Origin of the sequence: Tenacibaculum todarodis (assembly GCF_001889045.1) — a bacterium.
In the GTDB taxonomy this organism is placed as follows: Bacteria; Bacteroidota; Bacteroidia; order Flavobacteriales; family Flavobacteriaceae; genus Polaribacter; species Polaribacter todarodis.
The window spans coordinates 420694-436191 of record NZ_CP018155.1; the positions used below are offsets into that span (position 1 = coordinate 420694).

The window sequence follows — 15498 nt, forward strand, 5'->3', positions numbered from 1 at the left end:
TCAGTTAAAAAAAAGATTTCCTTGAGGCTTTGACTCAAGGTTTCTGTTAAAATTGTCTTTCCCGTGAAAACGGGAATCTAAATATCGAATTAGAAAATAAGATTTACCCATGTCAGATGTAACTGCTGTAAATAATTTAGTTGAAAAATACACACAACTAAAACAAGAAATTAGCAAAGTAATAATTGGTCAAGATGAAGCAGTAAGCTTTACGTTATTGTCAATTTTTTGTGGAGGACATTCCTTATTAATTGGAGTTCCTGGTTTAGCCAAAACCTTATTAGTAAATACAGTTTCTGATGCTTTAGGACTGGGTTTTAAGCGTATACAATTTACACCAGATTTAATGCCTTCAGATATTTTAGGAAGTGAAATTTTAGATGAAAACCGTCAGTTTAAATTTATAAAAGGGCCAATCTTCTCTAACATCATTTTAGCAGATGAAATCAATAGAACACCTCCAAAAACACAAGCAGCGCTTTTAGAAGCTATGCAAGAGCGTTCTGTAACCGTTACAGGACATCATTATAAGTTAGATTTACCATTCTTTGTATTGGCAACACAAAACCCAATTGAGCAAGAAGGAACGTATCCTTTACCAGAAGCACAATTAGACCGTTTTATGTTTTCTATTAATTTAGAATATCCAACGTTTGAAGAAGAAGTGCAGGTTGTAAAAAGCACAACATCTAATGCACAAGCAACGGTAAATTCTTTATTTTCTGCGGAAGAAATAGTGGCAATTCAAAAACTGATTAGAAAAGTTCCTGTAGCAGACAATGTGGTAGAATATGCGGTTAGATTAGTTGGTAAAACAAGACCAAAATCTGACCAAGCTCCGGAATTAATTCAAAAATATATTGATTGGGGAGCAGGACCAAGAGCTTCTCAGAACTTAATTTTAGCTGCAAAAGCACACGCTGTAATTAATAAAAAATATTCTCCAGATATTGAAGATGTGCAAGCGGTTGCTGTACCAATTTTATCGCACAGAATAGTAAAAAACTACAAAGCAGAAGCAGAGGGAATTACCGTAAAACAGATTATTGAAAGCTTGTTTTAACCTTCAAAAAAGCTAAACACATTACCGCCATAACGTTTCTCGTAACTGAATTTTGAGTGATCAGAAAGTTTGGTGTGTTTAGAGTGCTCTACAATTAACAAACCGTCTTCGTTTAAAATATTTCTTTCAAAAACGGTATCAACAATTTTTAAGAATTGTTCTGCTTCAAAATCGTACGGTGGATCAGCGAATATAATATCGGCTGTAAGCGGTGTTTTGTCTAAAAACTTATAGACATCGCTTTTGTGTGTGTTAATGTCTAAATCGAGCCCTTTTGAGGTTTCATTAATGTATTTAATACATGCAAAGTGTTTGTCAATGGCGTAAATTTCTTTTGCCCCACGAGAAGCAAATTCAAAACTAATGTTTCCGGTACCCGCAAATAAATCTATAATAGAAATAGCATCAAAATAATAGGTGTTGTTTATTATATTAAACAAACTTTCCTTTGCCATGTCTGTTGTTGGTCTTACAGGCAAGTTCTTTGGTGCGGTAAGTCTTCTGCCTTTATGTTTTCCTGATATTATTCTCATTAGTGTACTAAAATATAGTTTGAATGTGGCGAAAAATCGTCTTCAGCATTAAAAAAAGAATTTGTTGTTTTTATAAAATCAATGTTACGGATGTAGTTGTAGGTAATTTTATAAATTTCAGATGCTGCTTCAATATCACCTAAAAAAGTTAATTGAAAATCATCTGGATTTAAGCCTAATTGTTCTGCTGTAAACAAAATATAATAGATAAAATCTTCTTTTGTGTTAAAAGGAAAACTATTGTAAAAAAGCAGTTTGTTTTCTTGAACAACAATAATATCTAATTGATTTTTAGTTACATGAACAAAAAAGTGTTTTTCAACTGTATTCTTTGTATTTTCTAAAAGTTTATCAATTAATACTGTAGAATGATGTTTGTATTCAAACTCTCCAAAATTTTGAAACACATAATTATTAATGTTTACATAAGGTACGTAAACATTTTTAGCGTCTAATTCGGTTACTTCATCAAAAGTAATAAAATCGGTTGCCAATGTTTTTATATTGAAGTTTAAATAGGTAGCAAGTTCCTCTTCATTAAAGTATTTAGTAGGAACTAAAGTTGCTAAATTATTTTGATGAATTACTTCAATAGCCATAAAATCTTGCTGTAATTGTATGTCCGTAGAAAAAATAGATTCAATTTTTTCTAACAAAAGTTCAGGTGTGGCAAGTGTGTTTTTAAATACGTATTCAGAAAAATGAATAATTTCATTTGTTTCTAAATTAGTGATACAAAAAGAAAATCCATCCAAACTAAATTGGATGGATAGATTTCTTTTGTTAGTATTTATGCTTGTATGCTTACTTTTTTTCTGCACTTCCTTTATCATAAGAAGGAGGCCAGTTACCACCAGTTGTAACTTCTTCTAAAGAACCAACTGTTACAAACGCTCCTTTAATTTGATCTGTAGTATTAGCTTCTAATTCTTGTTTTACTAAAGAATTATCCATTCCTTTTAATATTGAAGCTTTGTCTATTTTAGCTAAAAATGCAGGTACTTCTAAACCAGCAATTTTTTCAACTTTACCAATTTCTAAAGAAAATTCTTTATCAGTTCCTGGTACTTTAAACATGTTTTTGTAATCTTTACCTTCAAAAGATTTTAATACAGGTTCAAAACCAATTGTATCTACAACTCTAAAAGATTTTTTTACAGAGATACCACTACCAACTCTAACATCTTTTTCAACGTTGTTAGTTTGTGTAATTGCTAATTTACCATTTTCGATAAAAGTAATTAATGCGTTTTTATCTTTAGTAAAAGTTCCGTAAACTTCGTTGTACTTAACTTCCGCATCACGAATCATCTTTAAGTTTGTAATTACTTTAGCGTAACGTACTTGTTTTTCTTGAGCAAATTTAATAGGTTTCATAATACCTTCATAAATTTTAAAACCTAAAAAGATTGTTACTGCTAGTAATAATAAAGATACTAACCATCTCATTTTAAGAGGTACAAATTTAACAATTACATATGCTAAAAGAAACGCAACTACAACGGCTGCCAAAATCATTAGAAATAATCCCATTTTATATTTTGTTTTTAATAGTGTTCTCGCAAATCTACAATTTTTTTTTTAGGATGAAAACTTTTATTTATAAATCAATATCTATATTTGAAGTATGATAAAATCATCTCTGGATTTATACCAAGAATTTCTTAAAAATTTCCCGCATTCGCCCACTATTAAACAGAATGACCTATTAAAGTTACTAGCTACTTTTACTTTTGAAAATAATAATAATGCGTTATTTTTATTAAAAGGATACGCCGGAACGGGAAAAACCACCACAATAAGTACTATTGTAAACAACTTATGGCGCGCAGAAAAGAAAGCTGTTTTGTTAGCGCCAACAGGTAGAGCTGCCAAAGTAATTTCTGTATATTCTAAAAAACAAGCCTTCACAATTCATAAGAAAATATACTTTCCTAAAAAACAAAGTAACGGTTCTGTAGCATTTACATTACAAACAAATAAGCATACAAATACCTTGTTTATTGTTGATGAAGCTTCAATGATTCCAGATAAATCTCAAAATGCAAATTTATTTGAAAACGACTCTTTATTGGCAGATTTAATTTCTTACGTGTACTCTGGAAAAAACTGTAAACTTGTTTTTATTGGAGATACTGCACAATTACCGCCAGTAAAGTTAGATGTTAGTCCGGCTTTAGAAGCGTCTAAATTAGAATATCAATACGATAAGGAGGTTACCGAGATTGAGTTAGACGAAGTAATGCGTCAACATGAAAACTCAGGAATATTAGCCAACGCAACAACAATTCGTTTTTTATTGCAGAACAATGCTACTCATTTTCAGTTCGATATTAATTTCCCGGATATAATTCGTTTAGAAGATGGTTACGATATTGAAGACGCAATTACATCTTGTTACGACGGCGTTATTGGAGTAGAAGACACCGCAATAATTGTAAGGTCTAACAAAAGAGCAAATCAGTACAACCAACAAATACGATTACAAATACGTGGTCAAGAAAATGAAATTTCTACAGGAGATTATGTAATGGTTGTTAAAAATAATTATTATTGGCTAAAAGATTCTTCTTCCGCAGGTTTTATTGCAAACGGAGATATTTGTGAGGTGATGCGTATCAATTCAATTAAAGAATTATACGGATTTAAATTTGCTGAAGTTGAAGTAAGAATGATTGATTATCCAGATATGAAACCGTTTGAAACCGTTTTATTATTAGATACCTTAACAAGTGAAAGTCCGTCTTTAACCTACGAGGAAGGTAATAAATTATACCAAGCTGTAAAGGAAGATTATGCGCATGAAAAATCGAAATACAAACAGTTTATGGCTATTAAAAAGAATAAATTTTTTAATGCGTTGCAAGTAAAATTCTCTTATGCAATGACTTGTCATAAATCTCAAGGAGGACAATGGAATACCATTTTTATTGAACAACCTTATTTGCCTGAAGGAATTAATACAGATTATTTGCGCTGGTTGTATACGGCAATTACCAGAGCGCAAGAAAAACTGTATTTAATAGGTTTTAAAGATGATTGTTTTGAAGGTTGATAAACGTGTTTTATGTTCGTTTAATGTGTTGGTATAAGCTTTGTTACGTGGTTTAAATAACTAATTTACTAGATTAATCTGGAACGACAAAATTTCGAAGGAATTTCCCAAGTGCACAAAAACTAGCAATGAATTATATATGGTGTTGGCAACTGGCTTTTATTTCGTTCGTTTTATCTTTGGTGGATTTTGTCGAGTATCAAAAACATCAGCAATTTTTATAAATCCACTTTCCATATCCACAGAATAAATCAGTTTATAGTTTTTGAATATTAAATATCTATAATGAATTTCTCTTTGTTTTAGTAATTCTTCTTCCTGTCCAATTAATGGTGTTTTTATCAACTTTATAGGTTCGTTGATAATTCTTTTTAGAAGTTTTTTAGCAGTTTGAGGGCTTGCTTTCTTCTCGTAATATTCATAAATTTCGTCAAGTTGAGTTTCAGTAAATTCAGACCAAATAATTTTCAATGTCATTATTCGTACTTTGCTAAGAGTTCAGAACTGCTTTTAAATCGATTGTTTCGAAAGTCAGATTCCGATTTATTAATTCTTTTGTTCAGTTCATCTTGAGTCATAGGTTCGAATATTCGATCGTCTGAAGTATTTTTTTCTTTTCTCAAGATATTTTCAAGACGTGAAATAGCATCTTCACTTTGAAGTTTTAAAAATTCTTTTACAAATTCTATTTTTCGAGCTTCTATATTCATATTATTCAGCTTTTTATCAAAGATACAAAATTATCAATTTAATCCTCTAATTTTCTTGAATTAACGAATTTTACAGCTTGTTGCCAATGTATAAGAATATTCATAGTTTTAATTGTAAATATTCAACGTTAAACGAATCTAGTGTTTTTTTATGAGAAAGTCAAGTAAGCAAAAAGCTTAATTAAATTGATAATTAAGCTGAATAGTACCGTAAGTATTACCACTTGGGTATTTTAAACCTTCACTTTTTTTAGTTTGATAATTTACAATATAGCCAAAATTAAAACGATTTACAGTAAACTTATAGCCAATTTCAAAACCGTATCTTAAATTAACTATTTCACCAGTAACTGGGTTGTTGTCTGTAAAAATACTTCCTTGCAGCGTTGCATCATAAAAAGCATAGGTAATAAACGGTTTTATAAAAAAGAAAGATTCTACTGCTCTTACAAAACTGGTACTTTCATTATTTATAGCCGTATTAAATGCTATTGAATTGATAATTTTCTGCAAAGGTTCAAAACTTAAACGCGTATAAAAACCTGTAGTAATATCTGTGTAAATAGAACCAAATTTAGCATTGTTTATCCAGGTTATATCAAAATGATTACTACTGTCTGCAACTAAATGTTTATTATAATCTGCTTGAAAATTTATACCAATTGCATCTTTAATTTGATGTTCCCAACCAATAGCTTCTTCAAAGCCGTACATGTCATGGATTACTTTTTGCAACTCTTTACCAAAAGCAGAAGGTCCAATAACACCCAATTGAATAGATGTGTTAAAAATTGTATTGTTTTTATAAGCTCTATTTATACCAAAACTCCCAAATAAATACCCTGCAAAAGGTCTGTCGTGTTCATTAATATTATAAACTAATGCTTTATAAGGTGTGTACATATGATGCCCTAACTGAAACTCAAATATTTTTTTTTCTATAGTTGAAGAATTATTTTCACCTAAATATTTATACATAAAAAACATGCCATTTGTATAATACCTATCTCTAGATGCAGAAGAATATAGGTCGTTATCATTAACAAAACTAAACTCTTTGGCATATTTATTTTGTGAAAGAAGACTAGTAGAAATAGTGATAAGTAAGAATAAAATATTTTTTTTCATGTTTACAAATATATATTTTATCAAGAAAATTTAATCATTTTTGTCTTAAATATTGCTACTTTAGTCGTTCTTATTTTTTAAAATGAAAAACACACAAAAACTTACCCAGCAAGATTTTAAAACCGTTTCAACTAATGAAGAGCTAATTGCTTTAATCAAACAAAAAAAGATTCCTTTTCAAAAAGTAGAAAAAACACTTATATATGAAAGTGAATTAAAGAAACTGCAAATTGAACTTGTAAAATTGCAACAATGGATTTCTAAAACAAATAAGCGAGTTGCCGTAATTTTTGAAGGAAGAGATGCAGCTGGTAAAGGTGGTAATATTCGTCGTTTTATGGAGCATTTAAATCCACGTTCTATGCGTTTAGTTGCATTGAATAAGCCTACGGAAGTAGAAAAAGGACAGTGGTATTTTCAGCGTTACATAAAAGAATTACCGAACCCAGGAGAAATAGTTTTTTTTGATAGAAGTTGGTATAATAGAGCTGTGGTAGAACCTGTAATGGGTTTTTGTACAGAGCAAGAATATAAAGAGTTTTTAGTGCAAGTGCCAGAGTTTGAACACATGCTGTATGAAGATGGCGTGGTTGTTATAAAGTTCTGGTTGTCGATATCTAAAGAAGAACAAGTAAAAAGATTTGATGCAAGAAATGAGAATCCGTTAAAAAGGTGGAAATTTAGTCCTGTAGATAAAAAAGGGCAGGAATTATGGGAAAGATATACGCACTACAAAGAAGAAATGTTTAGTAAAACTCATACAACGTATTGTCCTTGGTTAATAATAAAAACCAATGATAAAAAAGAAGCTCGTTTAGAAGCAATGCGCCATGTGCTTTCTCAATTTAATTATGAAGGGAAAAAAGATGCTGAGACTATTTTAAATCCAGATCCTAATGTAGTAATGCGTTATTATCGTTCAATACATCAATTAGATTAATATGGAAAGAGAATTTACAGCTAAAGAAATAGAAAAGTTAAACTCTACAAAAGGTTTAAAATCAGTTCTTTCTAAAGAACCATTAAACTATGAACGTGCCATTAGGTATGTAAATTATGAGCAGAAACTAAAGAAATTACAATTAGAGATTATAAAATTACAGACTTGGGCAATTAACAATAATGAACGTATTATTGTTGTTTTTGAAGGAAGAGATGCTGCTGGAAAAGGTGGAGCTATTAGAAGGGTTACAGAAAGAATTAATCCGAGACATATGCGTATTGTTGCCTTGCCAAAACCAAATGAAGATCAAAAAAGTCAATGGTATTTTCAGCGTTATGTAGAGCAATTGCCAAAAGCTGGAGAAATGGTTTTCTTTGATAGAAGTTGGTATAATAGAGCAGTTGTAGAACCTGTTATGGGATTTTGTACGCAAGAAGAATATGATATTTTTATGAATCAGGTTAATGATTTTGAAAGAATGATTTTAGAATCTGGCATTCGCTTGGTTAAAATTTACATGTCTATCTCTAAAAAAGAACAAGCAAAGAGGTTTTTAGATATTAAAAACAATCCTTTAAAGCAATGGAAAATGACTCCGGTAGATGATAAAGCGCAAGAGCTTTGGGACGATTATACGGCTTATAAAAAAGCAATGTTTTCTAAAACAAATACAGTAGTTTCTCCTTGGAAAGTAATTAGAGCAAATCGTAAAACGGAAGCCAGAGTTAATGTTATAAATCACATTTTAAAAAGCATTCCGTACGATAAAAATACAGTTGTTTAAATAATGCATTTACAAGTTGGTAATAAAGTAGCGGTTTTAGATGATGTTATAAGAGGCATTGTTATTGGTATTTCAAATGATGATATTTCTATAGAAGCAGAAGGAATGATATTTATTTTTAAAGCATCTGAACTCGTTAAAATTGAAGAAGAACAATACGAATTGTCTAAGTATTCAGACATTAATAATCAATTATTAAAAGAAAAGAATATTCCGAAGAAAAAGAAAGTTTCTGCCTTCAAAAAAACGAAGAATAATACCGTTATGGAAGTAGATCTTCATATAGAGAAACTACTAAAAAATGCTAGAGGAATGGATAATTTCGATATTCTTAATTATCAAATAAAAACAGCAACGCATAAATTAGAATACTGTATTCAAAAGAGAATTCCGAGGTTGGTTTTTATCCATGGAGTAGGAGAAGGTGTTTTAAAAACAGAGTTACAATACTTACTTAATAAATATCCTGTTCGGTATCAAGATGCATCTTATAGAGAATATGGTTTAGGAGCAACAGAGGTTATAATTGGCAGTTCTCAGTAAGCAGTTTTTCAGTCTTCAGTAGCAGTCATCAGTAACCAGTCTTCAGTAGCAGTTTTCCGTAAACATAAAATTGGAGCATAAAACTATGTGCTCTATGTTTCTATGTGGTAAATTTCAGTAACAGTCATCAGCAACCAGTCTTCAGTAGCAGTTTTCCGTAAACATAAAATTGGAGCAAAAAACTATGTGTTCTATGTTTCTATGTGGTAAATTTAAGTAGCAGTCATCAGCAATCAGTCATCAGTAGCAGTTTTCCGTAAACATAAAATTGGAGCAAAAAACTATGTGTTCTATGTTTCTATGTGGTAAATTTCAGTAGCAGTCATCAGCAATCAGTCATCAGTAGCAGTTTTCAGTTAACATAAAATTGGAGCAAAAAACTATGTGTTCTATGTTTCTATGTGGTTATTTTTTAGTTTCGTCTAAAGTCTAAAGTCTAAAGTCTAAAGTCTAAAGTCTAAAAAGAAAAAACTCCGTACTTTTGCCCAATGAAAACTATTTTTCTAGACAACGCATCAACTACACCAATGTATTCAGAAGTTATTTCTGTAATGCAACAATCTATGCAAGATAATTTTGGAAATCCGTCTTCTATACATCAGTTTGGACGCAAAGCAAAATCATCTATAGAAAATGCACGTAAAAATATAGCGAAGCATTTTAATATTCCATCAAGTCAACTTGTTTTTACCGCAGGCGGAACAGAAGCGGACAATTTAATTTTAATTAACGCAGTTACAAATTTAGCAGTTACAAGAATTATTACAACTAAAATTGAACATCATGCAGTTTTACATACAGCAGTGTATCTTCAAAAGGAAAATAATGTTGAAGTTTTATATGTTAATGTTGATGAGTTTGGTGCTGTAGATTTAAAACATTTAGAAGAGTTATTAGTCAGCTCTCCAGAAAAAACCTTGGTGAGTTTAATGATGGTGAATAATGAAATTGGAAATATTTTACCTGTTGAAGAAGTTTGTGAAATCTGTAAAAAACACAATGCTTTATTTCATTCCGATACTGTACAAGCAATTGGGCATTACAAAATTGATTTACAAAAAACACCAATTGATTTTATAACCGCAAGTGCACATAAATTTCATGGACCAAAAGGAGTTGGTTTTATGTATTTTAAAAAAGGATTAGGAGTTAAGCCAATGTTGCATGGAGGCGAACAAGAAAAAGGAGCGAGGTCTAGTACGGAAAATGTACATGCTATTTTAGGAATGGATAAAGCATTAGAAATTGGAGTTTCTAATTTAGAAGCAGATTCAACTTATATTACGGATTTAAAAAAATATTTTATTTCTGAATTAAAAAATCTTTCAGATAAAATAACATTTAACGGATTGTCTTCAGACGTATCTAAAAGTAGCTATACTATTTTAAATGTTCGTTTTCCGGTAGAAAATAAAATGTTCTTATTTAATTTAGATTTGGCAGGTATTGCTGTTTCTGGAGGTTCGGCTTGCCAAAGTGGAAGCAATAAAGGTTCTCATGTGCTTCAAGCTTTTTTATCTGATGAAGATGCTAAAAAAACATCTGTACGTTTTTCGTTTTCAAAATTTACTACAAAGCAAGAAATTGATTTTTGCATTATTAAACTTAAATCGATCTTAAAAAGAGATTAATTTTTTAAAATCTATTATTTTTCTCAGCTTTCAATTATAAACATGTTTTAAGGGGTTTTATTTTGTTTTACGTAAAAACACAAGTAAAATAAATTGAAATACATTTAAGGCGTCTTATTTGAAGTTTGTAGAATCAATTTTAATTATAACTATATTTTTTTTAATTGTTTTTTTTTATGTAAAAAAAATCCTGCAAGGGTGCAGGATTTTTCAATTCTAAGGGTATTTATTAATTATCGAATAATTAATTTCTTTGATATTTTTCCTTTATCAGTTTTTATATTTAAAATGTAAACAGCTGTAGAAAGGTTATTTGTTTTTAATCTTGTTTCGTTAGTATCATGAGGTACATTATTCCAATTCATAACTTTTTGACCTAGTAAATTGTATAGTTCTATTTTTTCAATTTCTAAAGACTCTAGTGTTTTAATCACAATTTCTTTAGTGTTTTTTGCGTAGAATATTGTTGTGTCATTTATTACTTCATCTGTGTCATCAAGTACTGCTCCTCGTTCCATAAATGTTATGAAAAAACGATCTGTATAGGTTCCAATAGGTAATGTTAATTCTGTTGGGTTTGTTAATGTATAAGAAATTCCTTCTACAGCATCATAAAGATAAACGGTGTAATCAATATTTCTTTTACCATCAACCATAAACTTTACAGGTTTGTCTTCATAAATTACAACATCAATTGGTACTTGTAATTCTTCTGTAAGTTCTTGTACTCCGGCAATTAAATAGCGATTGTTGTCGCCAGGAAACTTCCAATAAACTTCAGTGTATTGAGAATCGCTCATTGGGCTATCGTGGCCGTATTCATTTGCAAAAGTTAGTCCATTTTGAAAAGATATACCTAATTGTCTGTGCATATCAACATTATTAATGTTGTTGTGTTCAAAACCTATGCGAAGTATTGGAAAGCTGTTTTGTAAACTTCTATTTTGTCGCTCTTTTTTAATTTCTTGCTGTTTTGTTCCTCTTCCTAAAAAGTGAGAATCATCACTGTTGTTGCTAGCATCATCATCATCTAAATAATCACCAGACTCTAAACCAGTAATTGTTTCATTTTGATAAACTCTTTGCCAGTTAGAGAATGTTAAAATTCCAATATCATCATCTGGATCACCATTACCATCTGCATCTTCGTCAGCTCCGTTCATAAAGTTACTAGAAGTGAATAAAAATCCTTGCCCTACAGGAATGTATCTTCCTGGAATGTGGTAAGAATATCCAGTTCCTGTTGCTGAGTTTTCTCCAGCTGTATTGGCTCCATAAACACCCATGTCGTAATTTCTTGAAGCATATCCGCCTCGATAACCTGCTTGCGTATGACCTTCAGTAACTGATGATGTGCCAGCTTCTCCTACATGTTGCCAAAAATAAAGGGTACCATCTCTTATTATATCTTGATTGTCATAAATAAATTGAGATGCATCCATGCTAGAAGGATAAGGGTTTCCAACAATATGATTTCCATTTTCTATAATTTCTTCTAATGCTGTTGGATTGTTACCAGGTGAAACAGAAGATACAATATCTCCACTGTTAGGTTTTCCAACAAACGTAAATGTTTGTCCGTTTGGGTTTCCAGAACCTTTCATTAAATATCCAGAACCAACAGGTATATTTCCATTGCTTCCTCTTCCTACAAATCCATTGTTATTAACTCCATTCATGTAGGTAAATATCCAATAATTAGATATTGTTGCAGCAAGAACATCTGTACCTGGAGCTCCATCATAAGAACCTGTAAAAGTTAGTGGTACAATATTGCTCGTAGCTGTAGTTAGGGAATCATTCATAACTTCTCCAACTTTATATACGGAGTCATTATTGTCTGCAGCAACAGGTGAAGACCAGTAAGTATATCTATAAATACTGTTTTCACTTTTAATTGCTGAAGTTTGGTTTACAAAGATATTACCATCTCCAGAATTAGTGTTTGCACCTCTTTTAGTTTGAATTATTTGTCCAGTTTTTTTGAATTTCACAAAAGCTGGATTAGTATCTGCTAAACCATTATCAGTAAAATTATTTGCTAAAATAATATCTCCATTATTATTTAAGTTGTTAGTAATAACTGAGTAGGTTCCATTTAAAGTTAGTGTTCTATTTGTATTTACTGTTATGTTTCTAGCATTTAAAACAGTAGATCTTGTGTAGTTGGAATTTATCTCAACGTTTCTTGACTTATCCGGTGTTCCGTTTGCAAAAGTGTTGCTGCTTAGTGTGTTTCCTGTATAGTGAACTCCTAAATAAACATTTGCATTTGTATTGGATGCAAGTGTAACTTCAGTAATTATTGGATCGTACTCAGAACGTAGTTGTATTGGTGATAGCTCGTTAGTTACATTAGCATCTATTGTTTCGTCTACAAAAGCTGTCCATTGTGTTGCATCAAAATCTGTAGTTACATTTATTACGTCATCATGTCTAACATATGAAGTTGTGTTAGAAAAAGAATGTCCACTTTCATACCTGTTTTTCCAAGTGGAAGTTCCGTCTATAAAACCTTTGTAATGTGTTAGTAAAATTATGTCATTTCCTCCAGCAAAGTCAGTAAATTGATTATTAGATATTAAAATAGCACTACCATTAACAGCTAAGTTTGATGCGTTTCTTTTAATCAATACGGATTGTCCAGGAGCTATATCATTGTGTACAAAAATAACTTCATCAGGAATATTAATAATATCAATATTTTCTGTTAAATCTCCAGTTGCTGTATTTCTATAAAAGGCAAGTTTTAAGCTTCCTGATAAAATTGGGTTAGAAGCATGTACATTTGTTACTTCTATGTATCTTTGGTTACCATCTTGATACACTTGTGTAATTATTGGTATTCCAGATATATGAGCATCTCTGTAATCTACATCACCAACAGTTAATGCATCTGTATCTATGTCGGGGAAATTATCATATTGAGTATCATCAAAATTACCATTTTCATCTAAATAAAAATCTGTAATTTCTAAGCTATTAATAAAACCATTGTTTCCAACAGCATTATTGGTCATTCCATCATTGTCAGAATCATTTAAATCTACAATGTGAGCTTCATCTATATCAAATAAAGCATCATCATCAGAATCTACATCTACATAATCTGCTCCATCTGAATTACCATCTGTATTTTCAGCAGTCAACCCTTTAGATAAAACTCTGTCATTGGTGGTTGTATCCGCATCATAAGCATCGTCTAAGCCGTCTAAATCAATATCAATACCGCTAGGAGCAATATAATCTATTGTTGTCTGTGCTTCAATAATATCAGGTATACCGTCATTATCTGAGTCTAAATCTAGGTCGTTGTGTATGCCGTCATTATCAAAATCAGGGTCAGGAGCAAAACAACTACGCGCTTCTGTACTATACACTAAATTATCCATACCGTGAGCATCTCTTGCTCCGTTATTAGTAGAACCTGCTGTAATTGTTGTTCTTATTTCTACAATATCTACAGAGGTAACGTTTACAAAACCTATAGTTAGTTCTTTTTGGTCTCCAATGCCAATAACTGTGCTAACTATAGTTCCGTCGTCTTCATATAGCGTTGCGTTCCCACTTCCATTATCACCAAAATTATCTGTAGTTAAGTAAACAAGGCGTTTTCCATCAGCAAAAATTTCTAAAAGATAAGAAAGAGGTGTGTTGTTTGGGTTGGTATCAAAAATATCAATTAAATCGAAACTAAAAGCATAGACAGGAGTTGTAAAGTCTACAAGAATTGAATAAGAATCGTTAGTTCCGGTACCATGCGTGTGTGCGGTTGGATGTGCTCCATCTCCTGCTCCAGATGCCTCACGTTCAGGTGCTATGTATATACCGTGTGAAGGGCCACTTCCTGAGGTAAATTCACCTGAAGTCGTTGTTCTAATTTCAGAATTATGCTGGTCGTAATAATTGTGAGTCATACTAACTATTCCGTTAGCAAAACTAACGGTTTCATTAATAGATGGAGCAGGGTCAACCTCAGGAGTACCCGCTGAGTTTGGAGTATAATCACCATTATTATTTAAAACGGTTAAAGGCATTCCTTGTAAAAAAGCTTCTTGTTCAAAACCAGATTCTTGATAACCTAATCCGTTAGTATTATTAGCAACAACAAAGACGTCAAAAGTAGGGTCTAACCAAGTATGAGCATCTGGTTCAGGGGGTGTTCCCCCAGGAATAATACAGTTTTCATCTACATCTAAAATTCCATCATTATCGTCGTCAATGTCTGATGAGTCTGGTATTAGGTCGCCGTCTGTGTCTGTTATGCTAGCGGTTATTGAAGGTGAAAGAGCTAAAGAAACACCTATTGATTGGTCATTGCCATGACTCCATCTAGCAGTACCGGTTGGACCTGCAGTAGCTTGGTCTTCATAAGCTATGCCTAAAGTTACATATCTTCCCCTATTTCTTGTTGATGTGCTACTTTCAATATCAATAATTTCAGTTGTACCACTAGGATGTGTCATTGGAGACCAATTTCGATCAACTCCAGCTATTCTAATAATTGTTGAATTATTAACAGTTGTAGTGATGCTTGGGGCTGTTGCATCTGGGTTTGTAGCTGTATTTATATTAATATCAGAAACTGGTATTGGGCTGGTAAGATTTACATCATCGAATCTAATAATACTGGCAACTGCACTTTCGTTAGAAGTCCAAGAAAATGTATAGCTGGCTGGCTCTAAAAGAGGTGCGAATCTATAATAAACACCTAGCCTAGGTAAGTTATTTCCAACAGTTCCGTACTCAATTCTCGTCCATCCAGAAGGTGTCGTTATTGCATCGTCATCATCTTTGACTATTGTAGCAATTAAAAGATCGTTAAAGTTCCCTGGAGGTACATTAACAGTTAATGATGTTCCAGCGCTTTGTCTTGATGCAGATTCAGCTCCAACATAAGTTGGATTTTGTCCAATTGATACTTGTGTACATAGTAACATTGTGAAAAGAAGAAATACTTTTAAGTATTTATGTTTCATAATTGATAGTATTTAGGGCTACTAAAAAATGTAATACACAAACATATTCATTAAAAACTTAATATGCAATAATAAATTTAAAGTTAATTAACTGTTTTATTAGTTTTTAAGAGAGATGAGGTAATGTGT

At 31.5% G+C, this 15498-nt stretch carries 13 protein-coding genes; 6 read left to right on the forward strand and 7 right to left on the reverse strand.

The annotated features are described in order from the left end of the window. The first annotated feature begins 109 nt into the window (after positions 1 to 109). On the forward strand, positions 110 to 1063 hold the full coding sequence (locus LPB136_RS01975) for an AAA family ATPase (RefSeq protein ID WP_072554528.1): 954 nt from the start codon (positions 110 to 112) through the stop codon (positions 1061 to 1063). Here LPB136_RS01975 and LPB136_RS01980 read toward each other — a convergent pair. Genes LPB136_RS01980 through LPB136_RS01990 form a run of 3 tightly spaced genes read right to left on the reverse strand, consistent with a single transcriptional unit; the run spans position 1060 to position 3129 of the window. Further along, positions 1060 to 1596: an RsmD family RNA methyltransferase gene (locus tag LPB136_RS01980; RefSeq protein WP_072554529.1), complete on the reverse strand. Its 537-nt coding sequence runs from the start codon at positions 1594 to 1596 to the stop codon at positions 1060 to 1062. The two genes, LPB136_RS01975 and LPB136_RS01980, sit on opposite strands and share 4 nt — an antisense overlap. Further along, complete coding sequence (locus LPB136_RS01985; RefSeq protein ID WP_072554530.1) at positions 1596 to 2429, reverse strand: DUF3822 family protein; 834 nt, start codon at positions 2427 to 2429, stop codon at positions 1596 to 1598. The genes LPB136_RS01980 and LPB136_RS01985 overlap by 1 nt, the downstream gene beginning before the upstream one ends. Next, on the reverse strand, positions 2401 to 3129 hold the full coding sequence (locus tag LPB136_RS01990) for a hypothetical protein (RefSeq protein WP_072554531.1): 729 nt from the start codon (positions 3127 to 3129) through the stop codon (positions 2401 to 2403). The genes LPB136_RS01985 and LPB136_RS01990 overlap by 29 nt, the downstream gene beginning before the upstream one ends. A 94-nt stretch (positions 3130 to 3223) precedes the next feature. Here LPB136_RS01990 and LPB136_RS01995 point away from each other — a divergent pair, with 94 nt between their 5' ends. Then, a complete protein-coding gene (locus LPB136_RS01995; RefSeq protein WP_072554532.1) occupies positions 3224 to 4651 on the forward strand; it encodes an ATP-dependent DNA helicase in 1428 nt (475 codons plus the stop codon). A 159-nt stretch (positions 4652 to 4810) separates the two neighbouring features. Here the strand turns inward: LPB136_RS01995 and LPB136_RS02000 are convergent, their stop codons facing one another. The 3 genes from LPB136_RS02000 to LPB136_RS02010 all read right to left on the reverse strand — a co-directional run bounded on the left by LPB136_RS02000 (position 4811) and on the right by LPB136_RS02010 (position 6489). Next, positions 4811 to 5128 (reverse strand): type II toxin-antitoxin system RelE/ParE family toxin, encoded by a 318-nt coding sequence (locus LPB136_RS02000; protein ID WP_072554533.1) that lies wholly within the window; start codon positions 5126 to 5128, stop codon positions 4811 to 4813. Then, positions 5128 to 5361, reverse strand: coding sequence for a hypothetical protein (locus LPB136_RS02005; protein WP_072554534.1), 234 nt, complete (start codon positions 5359 to 5361; stop codon positions 5128 to 5130). Before LPB136_RS02005 ends, LPB136_RS02000 begins: the two co-directional genes overlap by 1 nt. A gap of 177 nt (positions 5362 to 5538) precedes the next feature. Next, entirely contained in the window at positions 5539 to 6489 is a 951-nt protein-coding gene (locus tag LPB136_RS02010; protein WP_072554535.1) for a lipid A deacylase LpxR family protein, read from the reverse strand. Positions 6490 to 6571: 82 nt separating this feature from the next. Between LPB136_RS02010 and ppk2 (LPB136_RS02015) the strand changes: the two genes are divergently transcribed. From ppk2 (LPB136_RS02015) to LPB136_RS02030, 4 genes are all read left to right on the forward strand, one after another. Next, a complete protein-coding gene (ppk2, locus tag LPB136_RS02015; protein ID WP_072554536.1) occupies positions 6572 to 7429 on the forward strand; it encodes a polyphosphate kinase 2 in 858 nt (285 codons plus the stop codon). Position 7430: 1 nt separating this feature from the next. Continuing rightward, on the forward strand, positions 7431 to 8216 hold the full coding sequence (gene ppk2, locus LPB136_RS02020; protein WP_072554537.1) for a polyphosphate kinase 2: 786 nt from the start codon (positions 7431 to 7433) through the stop codon (positions 8214 to 8216). Positions 8217 to 8219: 3 nt separating this feature from the next. Then, entirely contained in the window at positions 8220 to 8759 is a 540-nt protein-coding gene (locus LPB136_RS02025) for a Smr/MutS family protein (RefSeq protein WP_072554538.1), read from the forward strand. 488 nt (positions 8760 to 9247) lie between these two features. Further along, a complete protein-coding gene (locus LPB136_RS02030; protein ID WP_072554539.1) occupies positions 9248 to 10390 on the forward strand; it encodes a cysteine desulfurase family protein in 1143 nt (380 codons plus the stop codon). Positions 10391 to 10623: 233 nt separating this feature from the next. Here the strand turns inward: LPB136_RS02030 and LPB136_RS02035 are convergent, their stop codons facing one another. Then, positions 10624 to 15369, reverse strand: coding sequence for a T9SS type A sorting domain-containing protein (locus LPB136_RS02035; protein ID WP_158009583.1), 4746 nt, complete (start codon positions 15367 to 15369; stop codon positions 10624 to 10626). Between the last annotated feature and the right edge of the window lie 129 nt (positions 15370 to 15498).